Origin of the sequence: Sphingomonas sp. ABOLE (genome assembly GCF_003950455.1) — a bacterium.
GTDB lineage: Bacteria > Pseudomonadota > Alphaproteobacteria > Sphingomonadales > Sphingomonadaceae > Sphingomonas > Sphingomonas trueperi.
On record NZ_QQWY01000014.1, the window covers coordinates 82,125 to 95,187 of the forward strand.

General features: G+C 64.5%; 16 protein-coding genes and 1 tRNA gene. 6 read left to right on the forward strand and 11 right to left on the reverse strand.

Translation table 11 applies throughout. The features are described 5' to 3' along the window. Positions 1-43: 43 nt before the first annotated feature. A complete protein-coding gene (locus tag CA234_RS24340) occupies positions 44-187 on the forward strand; it encodes a hypothetical protein (protein ID WP_164521785.1) in 144 nt (47 codons plus the stop codon). Between the two features lie 33 nt (positions 188-220). After that, positions 221-1,006, forward strand: a complete 786-nt coding sequence (locus CA234_RS10760) for a hypothetical protein (protein WP_125976684.1) — start codon at positions 221-223, stop codon at positions 1,004-1,006. A 46-nt stretch (positions 1,007-1,052) separates the two neighbouring features. Here CA234_RS10760 and ald read toward each other — a convergent pair whose 3' ends face one another. Further along, on the reverse strand, positions 1,053-2,159 hold the full coding sequence (gene ald / locus CA234_RS10765; RefSeq protein ID WP_125976685.1) for an alanine dehydrogenase: 1,107 nt from the start codon (positions 2,157-2,159) through the stop codon (positions 1,053-1,055). A 135-nt stretch (positions 2,160-2,294) separates the two neighbouring features. Between ald and CA234_RS10770 the strand changes: the two genes are divergently transcribed. The 4 genes from CA234_RS10770 (at position 2,295) to CA234_RS10785 (ending at position 5,495) form a co-directional block, all read left to right on the forward strand. Continuing rightward, positions 2,295-2,765 (forward strand): Lrp/AsnC family transcriptional regulator, encoded by a 471-nt coding sequence (locus CA234_RS10770; RefSeq protein ID WP_125976686.1) that lies wholly within the window; start codon positions 2,295-2,297, stop codon positions 2,763-2,765. 168 nt (positions 2,766-2,933) lie between these two features. Next, the gene (locus CA234_RS10775) at positions 2,934-4,868 is read left to right on the forward strand and encodes a potassium transporter Kup (RefSeq protein ID WP_126001683.1); all 1,935 of its coding nucleotides are present in this window, start codon (positions 2,934-2,936) and stop codon (positions 4,866-4,868) included. After that, on the forward strand, positions 4,865-5,377 hold the full coding sequence (locus CA234_RS10780; protein ID WP_125976688.1) for a 2'-5' RNA ligase family protein: 513 nt from the start codon (positions 4,865-4,867) through the stop codon (positions 5,375-5,377). Before CA234_RS10775 ends, CA234_RS10780 begins: the two co-directional genes overlap by 4 nt. A 41-nt stretch (positions 5,378-5,418) precedes the next feature. Next, positions 5,419-5,495, forward strand: a tRNA-Met gene (locus CA234_RS10785). A 92-nt stretch (positions 5,496-5,587) separates the two neighbouring features. Here CA234_RS10785 and CA234_RS24885 read toward each other — a convergent pair. The 10 genes from CA234_RS24885 to CA234_RS10830 all read right to left on the reverse strand — a co-directional run bounded on the left by CA234_RS24885 (position 5,588) and on the right by CA234_RS10830 (position 12,161). Beyond that, a complete protein-coding gene (locus CA234_RS24885) occupies positions 5,588-5,992 on the reverse strand; it encodes a tyrosine-type recombinase/integrase (RefSeq protein WP_241213448.1) in 405 nt (134 codons plus the stop codon). A gap of 27 nt (positions 5,993-6,019) precedes the next feature. Beyond that, a complete protein-coding gene (locus tag CA234_RS24890) occupies positions 6,020-6,640 on the reverse strand; it encodes a hypothetical protein (RefSeq protein WP_241213449.1) in 621 nt (206 codons plus the stop codon). After that, complete coding sequence (locus CA234_RS10795) at positions 6,630-6,824, reverse strand: hypothetical protein (protein WP_125976689.1); 195 nt, start codon at positions 6,822-6,824, stop codon at positions 6,630-6,632. Before CA234_RS10795 ends, CA234_RS24890 begins: the two co-directional genes overlap by 11 nt. A gap of 444 nt (positions 6,825-7,268) precedes the next feature. Beyond that, on the reverse strand, positions 7,269-7,838 hold the full coding sequence (locus CA234_RS24895) for a PEPxxWA-CTERM sorting domain-containing protein (RefSeq protein ID WP_241213450.1): 570 nt from the start codon (positions 7,836-7,838) through the stop codon (positions 7,269-7,271). Between the two features lie 277 nt (positions 7,839-8,115). Further along, positions 8,116-8,433: a phage virion morphogenesis protein gene (locus CA234_RS10805; protein ID WP_126001684.1), complete on the reverse strand. Its 318-nt coding sequence runs from the start codon at positions 8,431-8,433 to the stop codon at positions 8,116-8,118. Positions 8,434-8,479: 46 nt separating this feature from the next. Next, the gene (locus CA234_RS10810; RefSeq protein WP_125976719.1) at positions 8,480-9,586 is read right to left on the reverse strand and encodes a DUF4157 domain-containing protein; all 1,107 of its coding nucleotides are present in this window, start codon (positions 9,584-9,586) and stop codon (positions 8,480-8,482) included. 104 nt (positions 9,587-9,690) lie between these two features. Next, positions 9,691-9,891 carry a hypothetical protein gene (locus tag CA234_RS10815; RefSeq protein ID WP_126001685.1) on the reverse strand — a complete coding sequence of 67 codons (201 nt, stop codon included), beginning with the start codon at positions 9,889-9,891 and terminating at the stop codon, positions 9,691-9,693. Further along, positions 9,891-10,562, reverse strand: a complete 672-nt coding sequence (locus CA234_RS10820; RefSeq protein WP_125976691.1) for a DUF2589 domain-containing protein — start codon at positions 10,560-10,562, stop codon at positions 9,891-9,893. Before CA234_RS10820 ends, CA234_RS10815 begins: the two co-directional genes overlap by 1 nt. A 38-nt stretch (positions 10,563-10,600) precedes the next feature. Further along, positions 10,601-11,194 (reverse strand): DUF2589 domain-containing protein, encoded by a 594-nt coding sequence (locus CA234_RS24345; protein WP_164521786.1) that lies wholly within the window; start codon positions 11,192-11,194, stop codon positions 10,601-10,603. A gap of 232 nt (positions 11,195-11,426) precedes the next feature. Next, positions 11,427-12,161 (reverse strand): LuxR family transcriptional regulator, encoded by a 735-nt coding sequence (locus CA234_RS10830; protein WP_125976693.1) that lies wholly within the window; start codon positions 12,159-12,161, stop codon positions 11,427-11,429. Positions 12,162-13,063 lie beyond the last annotated feature (902 nt).

Sequence of the window (13,063 nt, forward strand, 5' to 3'; positions counted from 1 at the left end):
GTCGGCGGTGCTTCGAGTTCCAGCGGATACAGGGGCCTGACTAATGCACCTCCAGCGCGGCAAGCCCGCCGACTTCATGCAAGACGGCCTAAACGAAGCGGATCATGCCGCATACGTACAGGCCGAAGACATGCTGTGGGTCATGCTGGAGGACCTCCTCAAGCCGGACGACCGCCCGGAAACCTGAGCTGCCTTTCCGCAGTTTCTGTCAGCCCTGCCGATGTTCTCGCGCGTGGTCCGCAACAGCCATGCCAAGGCGGCCGGCGGCGGCGTGCAGCTCGACATGCGCGTGGCGATTGCCTTGGAAGTGCCGCTGGCGATGCGCGAAGCGCATGAAGGCCAATTGAAACTCGCGATCTCCCGCCTGACGCGCATCGCGACGCTGCAGAACAATTCGATCCTCGCGCAGGGCGCGCTGTTCCTCGTCCACGGCATGGCCGACCCGGAGAATCCCAGGTACAAGCTGGAAGGGCGTTTCTGCGCCAAGTCGTTCCTTGAGCTGCATGTGCTGGGACGCTCCACGCACCAGTGCTGCGCCAGCATACGCGACGGCAGCTGTCGGCACTGCAACAAGATGGCGTGCCCGGCGCTCCACAAGCGCGTGTTCTCGCTGCAGATCAGCATCGACGGCGCCTCCGCCGCCGCGCACGAGCTGCTTCGCCGCGGCGCGCGCTGGGAGGTGATGCAGCAGAATCTCCGCTTCGCGGCGGGCCTGCTCGAGCAGGGCCTGATCGAGCGGCTGTCGCTGAGCTTCACCGTCCAGGCCGAGAATTTCCACGAGATGGGTGAGGGGTCGCTGAACGCGACCAGCATCTATTTCGGCAAGGTGGCCAATTGGGGCACCTTCTCGCCGGCGGAATACGCGGCCAAGGCCGTGTTCCTGCCGGACCATCCGCAGCACCAGGCCTTCCTCGCGGCCATGGCCGATCCGCGCCTGCGCTCGCCGCGCGTGCAGCGGGGCAATCTGCTCGAGTTCCTGCCCGAGAACAGCGCCGTCGCCGCCTGAAGGCCGGTCCCCGCTCGAACGCAGGTCCGAGCGGGGATCTCATCGATCAGCCCGCCCAGGCCTCGAACGGCAGGTCGAGCGCGTCGGCCACCGCCTGGTGGCGGATCTTGCCGCCCGAGACGTTGAGGCCGTTGGCAAGGTGGCGGTCGGCCTTCATGGCGGCTTCGGCACCCTGGTTGGCCAGCTTCAGCACGAAGGGCAAAGTCGCGTTGTTGAGCGCGAAGGCCGAGGTGCGGGCTACCGCGCCCGGCATGTTCGCCACGCAATAATGGATCACGCCGTCGATCTCGAACACGGGATCGTCGTGCGTGGTCGCTCGGCTGGTCTCGAAGCAGCCGCCCTGGTCGATAGCGATGTCGACCAGCACCGAGCCGCGCATCATCGTCTTGAGCATATCGCGGGTGACGAGCTTCGGCGCTGCCGCACCCGGCACCAGCACCGCGCCGATCACCACTTGCGAGGTGCGGACTGCCTCGGCGATCGCGGCCTTGCTGGCATAGGCGGTCTTGATCTGGCTGCCGAAGTGCATGTCGAGCTCGGCGAGGCGCTCGTTGTTGATGTCGTAGATCGTCACGTCGGCGCGCTGGCCGGTCGCCATCTGCGCGGCGTTGATGCCGGAGACGCCGCCGCCGAGGATTGCGACCTTGCACGGTGCCACGCCAGGCACGCCGCCGAGCAGCTCGCCGCGGCCGCCCTGTTCCTTCTCGAGATAGTGCGAGGCGACCTGGACCGACATGCGGCCTGCGACTTCGCTCATCGGCTTGAGCAGGGGGAGGGCCCCCGAGTTCGAGGTCACCGTCTCATAGGCGATGCAGGTGGCACCCGACGCCATCAGGCCTTCGGCCTGCGGCTTGTCGGCGGCGAGGTGGAGATAGGTGAACAGCAGGTGGCGCGGCTCGAGCAGCGCGATTTCCTGCGGTTGCGGCTCCTTCACCTTCACGATCATGTCCGACTGGGCGAACACGGTCTTCGCGTCGGGCGCGATCTGGGCGCCGACCGAAGTGTAGGCGGCATCGTCGAAATCGATGCCCATGCCGGCCTTGGTCTCGACCAGCACGCTGTGGCCGGCATGGACCAGCTCTGCCACCGAGGCGGGGGTCAGGCCGACGCGATATTCGTGATTCTTGATTTCCTTGGGAACGCCGATGCGCATGGAAACTCTCCTAAGTTCAGGTGGCGCTTTATATCGCGACGCCCGACCGCAAGTCCCTGCAAAACGCGTCTGCCAAATCCCCTGATTGCGCATGAAAGTTGCGCATTTTCGATTTTTTCGCGTAATCCATGCGCAATGGATCGAATCGATACGGCAATCCTCAAGCTGCTGGCCGCAGATGCACGCGCGCCCGTCAGCCAGGTCGCGGCGGCGGTGGGGCTGTCGCAATCCGCCTGCACGCGGCGCATCCAGGGGCTGGAGGCGGACGGCCTGATTCGCGGCTACGGTGCCCGGCTCGGCCACCGCCGGCTCGGCTTTCGCGTGACTGCGCTGGTCGACATCACCCTCGGCACGCAGGTCAAGGAAGACCTTGCCCAGTTCGAGCTGGCGGTGGGGCGGATCGACGGCGTGGTGGAATGCGCGCTGGTCTCCGGCAACCAGGACTATCGTCTCAAGATCCTGTGCCGCGACCTCGACGATTACGAGCGGCTGCACCGCGAGCATCTCGGCCGATTGCCGGGGGTGGTGACGATCAACAGCAGCTTCGTGCTGCGCGACGTGCCGACTCGCGGCGAGGGCGACGCCTTGTTCGGCGCGGCGCGTTGACTATCTTGGGGCGTCTTGGAACGGGCAGGGCGCTGATGCGTCTAGCCGCCCTGGACACGCTTGTTGATAGGGCATGTTGCACATGCTAACTGCCCGCATCCTGATGATGATGAGAACACAGGTCTCTATGGCCAGGTCGGTTCGCTACTCTCAGCGTCTGTCGCACCGGTGAATACCGAAGCGACCGGAGACGCTGCCGCGCTCCTCCCCGATTCGGAACTGCATGGCGGGCATGGTCACCACGGCCAGGACCCGACATGGAAACTCGCGCTCGGTGCCATCGGCATCGTGTTCGGCGACATCGGTACCAGCCCGCTCTACGCGTTTCGCGAGACCTTCGCGAACGAGCATCACGAGCTGCCGCTCGACACCCCGCATGTGCTGGGTGCGATCAGCCTGATGTTCTGGTCGATGATGGTGGTGGTGACGCTGAAATACGTCACGATCATCATGCGGGCGGACAACAAGGGCGAGGGCGGCAGCCTGGCGCTGCTCGCGCTGATCTCGGGCCGCGGCGGCCAGCGCCGCTGGACCCAGGGCATCGTGCTGCTCGGCGTGTTCGCCACCGCGCTGTTCTACGGCGATTCGATGATCACCCCGGCAGTCTCCGTGCTGTCGGCGGTGGAGGGCCTTGCCGTCGCCGCGCCGGGCTTCCACCGACTGGTGGTGCCGATCGCGGTTGTCATCCTCGTCATGCTGTTTTCGATCCAGCGGACCGGCACCGCGCGCGTCGGCGCCTTCTTCGGCCCGGTGATGATCTTCTACTTCCTCGTCATCGCGACGCTGGGCGTGGTCAGCACGGTCCAGACCCCGCATGTGCTGCAGGCGCTGTCGCCGCATCACGCGGTGCATTTCTTCATGCTCGACCCGCTACGTGCCTTCCTGGCGCTCGGCTCAGTCGTGCTGGCGGTGACCGGCGCCGAGGCGCTCTATGCCGATATGGGTCATTTCGGCCGCAACCCGATCCGCATCTCCTGGCTGTGGTTCGTGCTGCCGGCGTTGATGATGAATTACATGGGGCAGGGCGCGCTGCTGATCCGCGATGCGGAGGCGCTGCGCAGCCCCTTCTACCTGCTCGCACCGGAGGCGCTGCGGCTGCCCCTGGTGTTCGTCGCCACCGCCGCCGCGATCATCGCCTCGCAGGCGGTGATCTCGGGCGCCTTCTCGGTGACCCAGCAGGCGATTCAACTCGGCTTCGTACCGCGACTGCGTATCGACCATACCAGCGCCGCGACGGCCGGGCAGATCTACATCCCGGTGATCAACTGGGCGCTGATGGTCATGGTGATCCTGCTGGTGCTGAGCTTCCAGACCTCGTCGAACCTGACCGCCGCCTATGGCATCGCCGTCACCGGCGCCATGCTGATCGATAACTGCCTGCTCGCGGTGGTGCTGTTCAACCTGTGGCATTGGAAGAAGCGCTACGCGATCCCGCTGCTGGCGGTCTTCTTCACCGTCGACCTCGCCTATTTCGCGGCCAACCTCACCAAGGTGCCCGATGGCGGCTGGTTCCCGCTGATGGTGGGCTTCATCATCTTCACGCTGCTCACCACCTGGGCCAAGGGCCGCAAGCTGATGATCGCCCGGCTGCGCGAGAGCGCGATGCCGATCCAGATCTTCATCGAATCGGCCGCCAATGCCGCGACGCGCGTGCGCGGTACCGCGGTGTTCATGACCTCGACCCCGGACGGCGTGCCCCACGCGCTTCTCCATAACCTCAAGCACAACAAGGTGCTGCACGACCGGGTAATCCTGCTGACCGTCAAGATCAGCGACGTGCCCTATGTGGCGGAGGACAAGCGCTTGGTGGTGGAGGATCTGGGCAAGGGCTTCCACCGCATGATCCTGTACTATGGCTTCATGCAGGAGGCCGACGTGCCAGCGGCGCTCAAGTCGGTCGACGCCTGCGGGGCCGAGTTCAAGATGATGGAGACCAGCTTCTTCCTGGCCCGCCAGACCCTGCTGCCCTCGTCGCGGCCGGGCATGATGATCTGGCGGGAGAAGCTGTTCGCCTGGATGCTGCGCAACGCCGAAAGCGCGATGGAGTTCTTCCGTCTGCCCACCAACCGCGTCGTCGAGTTGGGCAGCCAGGTGGAGATTTGAGCGGGGCGCCCGCCCCGCTGATCGTCACGGCGCTGTTCGGCAGGCAGGACCAGGCCTGGTTCGATTCGCTCCGCCGCGCGCACTTCCCGCCCGAGCGGAACCAGCTCGACGCGCACCTTACGCTGTTCCACCATCTGCCGCCCTCGGTGGCCGAGGAGCTCAAGCATCGCCTCGCCCGGGAGACCCGCGGGGTGCGGGCCCCGCGCGCGCGGGTGAGCGGGCTGATGTCGCTGGGGCAGGGGGTTGCCTATCGAATCGAGGCGCCCGAACTCGAGGCGATTCGGGCCGGGTTGCTGGAAGCCTTTGCAGGGCTGCTCACCCCGCAGGATGCGGGCCGCTGGCGGCCGCACGTAACGGTGCAGAACAAGGTCCGCCCGGTGCTGGCCAAGGCGCTGCTGCGTGCGCTGGCGGCGGATTTCGCGCCGAAAGTCGTGGAAATATCAGGGCTTGCGAGCTGGTGGTACCGCGGCGGCCCTTGGGAATTGCATTCTCGTCACATGTTCGCTTGACGGATCGCGTCCACCGACATAGATGGCCGCTCTCGCTTCGGGGCGGAGTAGCTCAGTTGGTTAGAGCAGCGGAATCATAATCCGCGTGTCGGGGGTTCAAGTCCCTCCTCCGCTACCATCCCCAAGTGTCTGATATACCGAATAATCTGCGCAGTAGGTTGTTTGGATCGGGCGGACGCTCAGAGCGTTTTTGGGAAGATTTTTGGCAAATCAGCCGGAATCCAGCTTCCGGATCGCGGACTCTGCAAGGCGCTGATCGCGGTTCAGATAGTGCGCATCGAGGATGTCGTTGACGTCGCGCAGCGAGTGGCCTGTGATCGTCGCGATCTCCGGAGGCGTTGCGCCGGCAAGGGGGAGGCGCGTGACAGCCGTGCCGCGCAGATCATGGAAGGTCACACCCTCCACCCCCGCAGCGATACATGCTTTGCGCCACGATGCGCGGAAGCCGCCTTCTTTCCACGGCGTCCCGCGCTCGGTCAGCAGGATCGTCTCGCGCGCGGAAGGGCGGCTCTCCGCAAGCGCGTCCAGGCGCGCCTTTAGCGGCTTCCCAACCGGGATCACGATTCGCTTGCCCGCCTGGCCTTGCTTCTTCCGGATCGTCTTGTGCTGAACCAAGCGCAGATTGGCGCCGCCATAGGCGCCTCAGGTCAGTGCCAGCAGGTCGCCCTGTCGCTGCCCCGTCCAGAGTGCCAGCATCAGCGCCAGGTGCAGATGCTCCGGCGCGCGTGCGTAAAAGGCTGCTTCGTTCTCGGGCGACCACACTCGCTCCGATCGTGCCGCGCGATACACGCGGCCGCCCGCCCGGCATGGATTGACCGGCGCCAAGCCGCGATCCACCGACCAGGACAGCACCCGCGCCAGCACCGAATAGGCATAATGGGCCTGCCTGCGCGATCGAACGGCGAGGCGATCCCGCCACGCCATGAATTCGCCCCGAGTGCGCCGATCGGCGTGCGCGGCGATGGGGAAGTCGCCGTATTCGCCATCGATGATGCGCAGCTGCTTGTTGTAATCGACCCGTGTTCGGTCCGCGAGATCGGCGAAGGCGCTCGAGTCCTGAAACGCATCGAGTAGAGTGCGCAGGGTGTCGGTTGCACGCTTGCGATCTTCGGAATGAGCCCGTTCGTAGCTGGCCAGAAACTCAGGCGTGCCCGGCTTGCCCTCAAGGCGGGGACCGCCCTTCCAGGCATAGAAGTACTCCACGATCTCGCCGTTCGCGGCGCGAACGCGCGTGCGGTTCAGCCCCTTCAGCTTAACCCGCATTGCGGCTGGCCTTCCACGCATCAAAGGGGCTGGCGTGCGGTGCATCGGCCGCCGCAGCGGCGTGGAACAGAATAATGCGGCCGTCGGGGTCGATCTCGGTGCGCGCGATCTCCAGCCCACCCTTACGGGAAGCTCGAATCGCGCGGACCAGATCGGCTTGGCGGAAGGTGGGGCGAGCAGCCATGCGCTTTCCTTGCTTGCTCGCCGATCAGCGCCGCGCCGCCTGGGCGCGGGTGCCGTTCGCTCACAAGCGAGCGGTCAGTCGGCAGCGTGCCCAAAGCACGAACCCGTTTCCCAGAAGGCTTTCGTGCGCCGAAGAGCCCGAAACGCTTTACTCCATCGCCGACGGCACAGGCTGACGCCGATATTGCCGGCAGCGGTATGGGGCACGGGAGTGGTCGGCGCTTGCAGTCTTAGGCTGCGCGCTTGTTTCCAGCCTCGCCGATGCGCTTCCTACGGGCTTTTGGGGCCGATGCGGCGCTATGCTGGGCTTGCGGTGCGGAAGCGGGAGGTCGGGATGCGATAGGATGCAGGGTTGCGTGGTGCAGCGACTGGGTTGCTGCAAGGCCCCAGCTGAAAGCCGCCAGCCTTTGGGCCAGCGGCTTCCTCGCTTGTTGTGGTCGGGAGGTCAGGCGAAGCGGACGGTCGTCTTCACCGCCCGACGGCGGCGGAGCGCGCCCCCTGCCATGCCGACGCCGGCAATCATCATCGCCCAAGCAGTGGGTTCCGGGACCGCGGCTGCGGTGGCAATCTGCTGTACGCCAGCCTGGGAGATGCCACCCCCGAAGTTCTGAACCGTGATGCTGATGCGGTTGTAGCTGCCGCCGCAGAGAGCGCTACCGGTATAGCAGAGAAAGTTGATGGTCGAGCCAACCTGCGGGTTCTGGAACAGAACGGCTCCGGAGCCGGAGAAGTCGAAGAACAGGCCCGTTGCCGTTGCTGTCAGCGCGGGGGCGTTGAAAAACAGAAGTTGTGAATTGGAGGGGCCGTTGATCAGGAACGATCCGCCGACGTCGGTGAGGTTGAACTGCCAGTCGAGGACATTGGCACGGGCGAGAAGACCCAACGTCCCGTCGGTCTCGATCGAACCTGTTGCGCTGACGCCGTTGCCCGACACGTTTACGATGTAGGTGGCCGCAGAAGCAGGCGTAGCCATCGCCGTCGCTGCCGCAAATGCAAGCATCTTGATCTTCATCATGCGTATTTCCCCCTCCAAAACGGATGATGTTTCCGTTGCGCGATGTATCTAACGAAGTCCGCACCCATACAATAACTTGTGATTGTACTAAAATTACAGAGTCTCGAATCGGGATTTCTATACAGATTTCGGATGGGGTGTTGTTCGCTGGTGGCACGCGGAAAGATAGCGTCTGTAATTTGAAATGTCCGGACGCTGCAGAGACTAAGGGGTTAAAGGTCAGACCCGTTTCGTCAAATGCAGCAGCAGCAGGTCGAGCATTGCACCCGTTTCGGCATTAGTGACGCCGAGCGTAGCGCACCGGCTTCGCCGTGGCAGATGGCCGATCCATCAACCCCTCTTGCGACACGCTGGCGATCTCCGAGGCCCGTCCAGCGAAGTCGATCCACGCCTCACGATCGGTGGCGCCAGCACGCAGGTTGCGCCCCTTGCGGAGCTTGCGGAACATTGCAGTGCGGCGGTACTTGCCCGCGCCCTTGTTCTGCTCCTCCGGCTCCAGGGGTATCCGCGCCGCGACGTCACGCGGCATGCCGCTGGCCTCGACGTCGAAGCCGGTGCAGAGTTTGCCCTGACGTGCCCAGCTTTTCATAAGCATCAGGCGCGCTTCGGCGGCGTCCTTGGCTCCGGCGGCTGGCAGGCCCTCAGACCTTCACGCCTTGCCCGTTCATCAGCGCGCGATAGGCCTCGAGGCGCTGGACGAGATTGACGACGGTGACCTGCGCGTTTGGACCCAGCGTGAGCGGCCTGTCGATCGCCGTGCCTTTGAAATCTCCCGTCGATGTTGCTGCGTAGAACATGTTTCGGGGATCGTTGGCGAGATTGTAGATCAGGTCGTCCACTTCGCGGTTGATGTCGTTCTGATCGTAGCAGCCGCTCGCCATGTACAGAACGACTCGCGGCAGCTCGCCGACCATGAAGTTCCAGGCGTTTTTCGGCTGGCCCCAGAGCGTGCCGTAATAGATCTGGCCCGGAATATGGATCCCGTTGAGCCACTTCGCTGCCGCGGCGACATTTTTCGACTTCTTCAGCGCGCTCAGTACCGCATCGCGGACGTGTTGATACGGAACATAATGGTTGCACACATTTTCGCATCCGTCGTTGATCGCGGCGCTTGGCGAGTTGTATCCGCATAGATAGGCGACGAGTTTCTTCTGGGTGTCGTTGTGGATCTCGCGGCTGTGCCAGCCGCCGACGATCCTGTCCGTCGGCGCGATCTTCACCTTGGTCGCGTAATCGAGCTGGGTTTGGCATTGAATGACCCGTCCGGCCTCGCGGTCCGCCCGGGCGCGCGACGAAGGGATGCCGGCGACAAAGGGTGGGGCAGCCGGTCGCCGGGGCGCCGTTCGACCGGCCAGGTAATCCTCGCGGCCGAGCACATAGGCTGCGGCGCCGATACCCAGCAAGTCCGCTTCGCACTCGAGAGACGCGTCCGCCACGAGCGCCAGAGGCTCGCCTGCGCGGGCAAGGCAGCGGCGCTGCTGCACCACGTGCGCGAGCTCATGGCCGAGCAGATACAGGCCTTCGACCGTGTCCGGCCGGTAGCATCCCGGTGCGAAGACGATGTCGTTCCCGCTGGCGAACGCCAGCGCTCCCATCCTGGTGGCCAAGTCGCTCGAATAGAGGCGGACCTCGCCGAAATCGGTGTCGAAAAAGGACTCCATCGCTTGGCGAAGCGGGCCGGGCAGCCCTTCGCCGCCGCCGGGCGGTGGCGCGACGAAGCGAACCATGAGGTCGAACATGGCAGTCATGGCAAACTCCGGTGGTTCTGGGGAGGACGCGGTGCCGATCTGGCGGCCGCCCAAGCCGGCGATCGATGGCCGGCCGCCGACGGTCCTAGGCAACAGCGGACCGGCTAGTGGGTCACTCCCTTGAGGTTGCGGTGGTCCTGCAACGCCCTGGCGAGCATCGCCGCACTTTCCTGCGCGATGCCGATGCGGGCGTCGCAGTGGATGTTGGTGCAGGCGAGGCTGGCGCCGCTCGTGAGGAGGTCGACATCCAGCACGAGCGGCGCCTGGCAGGCCGGGCAGGGTATCTGCGGAGGCCCGCCCTGCATCAGGCAGCGGCCGCCGTCGGCATCGTGATCGGCGTGATCGCGTTGGTGAAGGCGGTAATGATCGTCTTCACACCATCCGGCAGCGGAAGCTGGCCGGCATGGACGCTCACCGAATATTGTGCCGAGTTGCTCTTTTCGTAATGCGCATCGCGCCCGCTCGAGGAACTCTTGTCATAGCTTGCGCTGCCGGTGACCTCGGCGGAGAAGAAGCCATAGCCGATCTTGGCGGTGAAGCTCGTCGCCCCGGCCATTTTTTCTTCGGTCTTTTCGCTGGTCGTTTCGCCAAAGCTGGACTTCACTTCCATGTCGAACTTGATGGTCACGTCGTCCACCGCGAGCGAGTTGAGCGGAAGGATGGTGAGCAACGGAAGATCGAACTTCGTTTCGACCTGTTCGATCTTTGCCTCGGTCGGAGGTGTGGTCGAAGTGTCTGCGGGGATCAGTACGCCACGAGTCAGGGTCATGCAGATCATGATGGGCGCGTAGCTTTCGGTCTCCTTGCCGGCATCATTCACCGCAAACGCCGTATCGAGCAGGAACCGGGTCTGGCTCACGGACATCATGTTGTTGGCCTCGGCTGCCGCCATCAACGGCGCGCCGATCAGGTCCTTCATGGGCAGCCCGGTGAATTGCTGCGCCATGGACACGAGCGGTGTGTTTACGTCGGGCATGATAGTCTCCTCCTGTTAGATGGTGGACACACATCGGGTCATCCCGGGATCTGCGCACGCAGGGCGCGCTCGTACCCCTCGATGACCTTCCTCAAGCCGTCGGGGGCCTGGTTGCCCTCGACGACTATTTCGAGCGACGCATTGGACGTTGTCGCGCCACCCGCCTCTTTCGCGCTCTCGGAGCCGGCGTGCACGAAGCCCACCTTGAGCGCATCGCCTTTGTCCTGGACGTCGAGATCCGCTCGAAACACCATTCGAGAGAGCTGCACGCCGGAAAAGGGAACCAGTGCGATCAGCGGCACATGGACGGTATGCACGGCCGTCCCGTCCTTCGTGACCGCGGGATAATCGATCGCGACCGTCCTGGGTTGGAGCGCTCCAGTGTTACCCTCCAACGCGGCAGAGGCGGCCGCCAGTGCACTCGCCGTGGCCCGCACGTCCTCGGCGTCCGCATCCTCGGGCAGGTTCGCGGCGCGCTCGGCGGCTTCGCGGAGCAGGCGCTTGGCATCCTCCGTCGACGCCGGCATGACGAAATACTCGGAAAACATCCGGTAATTCGCTTCTTGCAGCGCTTCTTCCGCCTGCGAGGTGCCGACGAGGATCGCCGAAACAAGGGCTGACAGGTCTAGCATGAAACCGCCTTTGCTGAGGCCGGAGGCACTCACGCCCGGGGGCGCGAACGATCCCGGCTGCTGCGACTGCCTCCGGCCAATGCTTGGTACGGATGGGCAGTCCTGTTTCCGCGGCCATTGTGTCTGCTGGCGGGTACGGAGGGAACGCACCTGATTGGGGGTGTTTACGTGCGTTCGAAAACGCGCCGTGTGTCCGACTCGGGTGCGCGCCGGGTGGCGCAGGAGCGACGCATCAGGAGAGAACGTCGTCGAACGACAATTGTCCCTCGAACAGCGCGCGAACCACCAGCTGGACCCGTTTTGCGGAGCCGTAGCGCGATCGAATGGCGCCGATATAGGCATGCACGGTCTGGTCGCTCAGGCCCAATATCTGGCCGATGTCCCAGTCGCTCTTCCCCTGCGCGACCAGCACCAGGCACTCCCGTTGCCGCCGCGTGAGCGGGCGTGTGGCAATCGGCGGCGGCGCGGGTTCCAGGCGGCGCCAGCAATTGCAGGCCTGTGCGGCCACCATCCAGGCAGCAGCGGTAACGGACGGTTCCGTGCGACGCTGCTGACTGCCCGCGAAGCTTACCAGCAACTCGCGCTTCCCCGGCAGGTGCACTGCCATGCTCACGCCCCCGCGCAGTCCGTGGGCTGCCGCCAACGCGAGTGTGTCCGCCTCGGCTGAGGTCAGCGCTGCGGATTCGGCGATCTCGCGCCAGTCGACCGGGCCCACCCGCCGCGTGACCGCAGCGATAACCGGATCTTGCCGGCCGAGCGCGGCACGGTCGTAGCGTCGTCGCCACTCGGCGGGGAAGTTGGTCAGCGACTCGGGGCCGAAGCGCCAGGCGGGCCGTAATGGACCCAGCGCGTACCACGGCAGGCCCGACCAGGCACAGAAACCGCCGAGTGCATCGCTTAGTGCCTGCCTGGTCGATACGTCGTCAAATGCCTCAATCAATGCTGCCGGGTGGGCGCGCTCAGGCATCGGAGGATCGGGCCGGCAGGCTGGCGCGCACCGCGACACCCTCGCGCAGGCTGCGGCAATGCTGCACCGGGCGGCGTGTGCAAAGCGCTGTTACGCCGCTGTGGCCACCAATTGCCACCGCCCGGGTAGTCTATGCGCCGCGGCGACCAATGTCGGCGGTACAACATCGTAGCGACGCTTGACGACAGACGATACCATCATTGCGAACGGTGAAGGTGCCGGCCCTGCACGCCTTCAGGGTTGGCTCGGGTTCTCGCTCCGGGCTGAAGCGCAAGCTTGGTCGGCGGGGAGGCGCGCGCGGCAGGGTGCGATTGACTTGCACCTTTTGCGGGAGGCGCCGCCCCCGCGCGTCGAGAGATACTGCCGCCCATCGAAATCGACAGAACAAGTTACCCGTAGCATTGCCATTGGAGAACATTGTCGATGCCCCTCTCGAGGACCGTGCAGACATTGCACCAGCCTGTCGCCCCGAATTCCGTCTACTATGCACCAAAATATCTGTGCTTTGGTATTGTTTCCTCACAGAGATGGTTAACCGTGTAGCTTTTCTGAAATTTTCGTCGACTCAACATTGGTCGGATTCTGCAATTTTCGACAAGCGCGGCTTATATCGCGAGGATGTCGGCGCGGATGGATGCGAGACAATTGTCGCGCGACGCAGATATGGCTTGCCCCCGATGGATGTTTTGTTCTGGCCGATGGGGGCATCCGAAAGGAGCATTGTCTCAGGGCAGACTCCACAGGTTTGATGGATCTTCGCCACTCTGGTGATGTTGAATGAGCCTTTGCACGCGGTATCAGTCGTCTCGGAGATGATCGTCGACCACTTCCGGGCGTGCTTGCATCGAAGCTAGTCTACAGGGATCCGATCGATATGCCTGCTTGCGCACGTCGTGCTTCCC

Bases quoted from the DNA above. Each gene is read 5' to 3' on its own strand.
- CA234_RS10810 (WP_125976719.1), bottom strand. From the start codon at position 9,586: ATGACTGCCATGTTCGACCTCATGGTTCGCTTCGTCGCGCCACCGCCC.
- CA234_RS24340 (WP_164521785.1), top strand. From the start codon at position 44: ATGCACCTCCAGCGCGGCAAGCCCGCCGACTTCATGCAAGACGGCCTA.
- CA234_RS10805 (WP_126001684.1), bottom strand. From the start codon at position 8,433: ATGCTTATGAAAAGCTGGGCACGTCAGGGCAAACTCTGCACCGGCTTC.
- CA234_RS10815 (WP_126001685.1), bottom strand. From the start codon at position 9,891: ATGCAGGGCGGGCCTCCGCAGATACCCTGCCCGGCCTGCCAGGCGCCG.
- CA234_RS24895 (WP_241213450.1), bottom strand. From the start codon at position 7,838: ATGATGAAGATCAAGATGCTTGCATTTGCGGCAGCGACGGCGATGGCT.
- CA234_RS10795 (WP_125976689.1), bottom strand. From the start codon at position 6,824: ATGGCTGCTCGCCCCACCTTCCGCCAAGCCGATCTGGTCCGCGCGATT.
- CA234_RS10830 (WP_125976693.1), bottom strand. From the start codon at position 12,161: ATGCCTGAGCGCGCCCACCCGGCAGCATTGATTGAGGCATTTGACGAC.
- CA234_RS10770 (WP_125976686.1), top strand. From the start codon at position 2,295: ATGGATCGAATCGATACGGCAATCCTCAAGCTGCTGGCCGCAGATGCA.
- ald (WP_125976685.1), bottom strand. From the start codon at position 2,159: ATGCGCATCGGCGTTCCCAAGGAAATCAAGAATCACGAATATCGCGTC.
- CA234_RS10820 (WP_125976691.1), bottom strand. From the start codon at position 10,562: ATGCCCGACGTAAACACACCGCTCGTGTCCATGGCGCAGCAATTCACC.
- CA234_RS24890 (WP_241213449.1), bottom strand. From the start codon at position 6,640: ATGCGGGTTAAGCTGAAGGGGCTGAACCGCACGCGCGTTCGCGCCGCG.
- CA234_RS24345 (WP_164521786.1), bottom strand. From the start codon at position 11,194: ATGCTAGACCTGTCAGCCCTTGTTTCGGCGATCCTCGTCGGCACCTCG.
- CA234_RS10760 (WP_125976684.1), top strand. From the start codon at position 221: ATGTTCTCGCGCGTGGTCCGCAACAGCCATGCCAAGGCGGCCGGCGGC.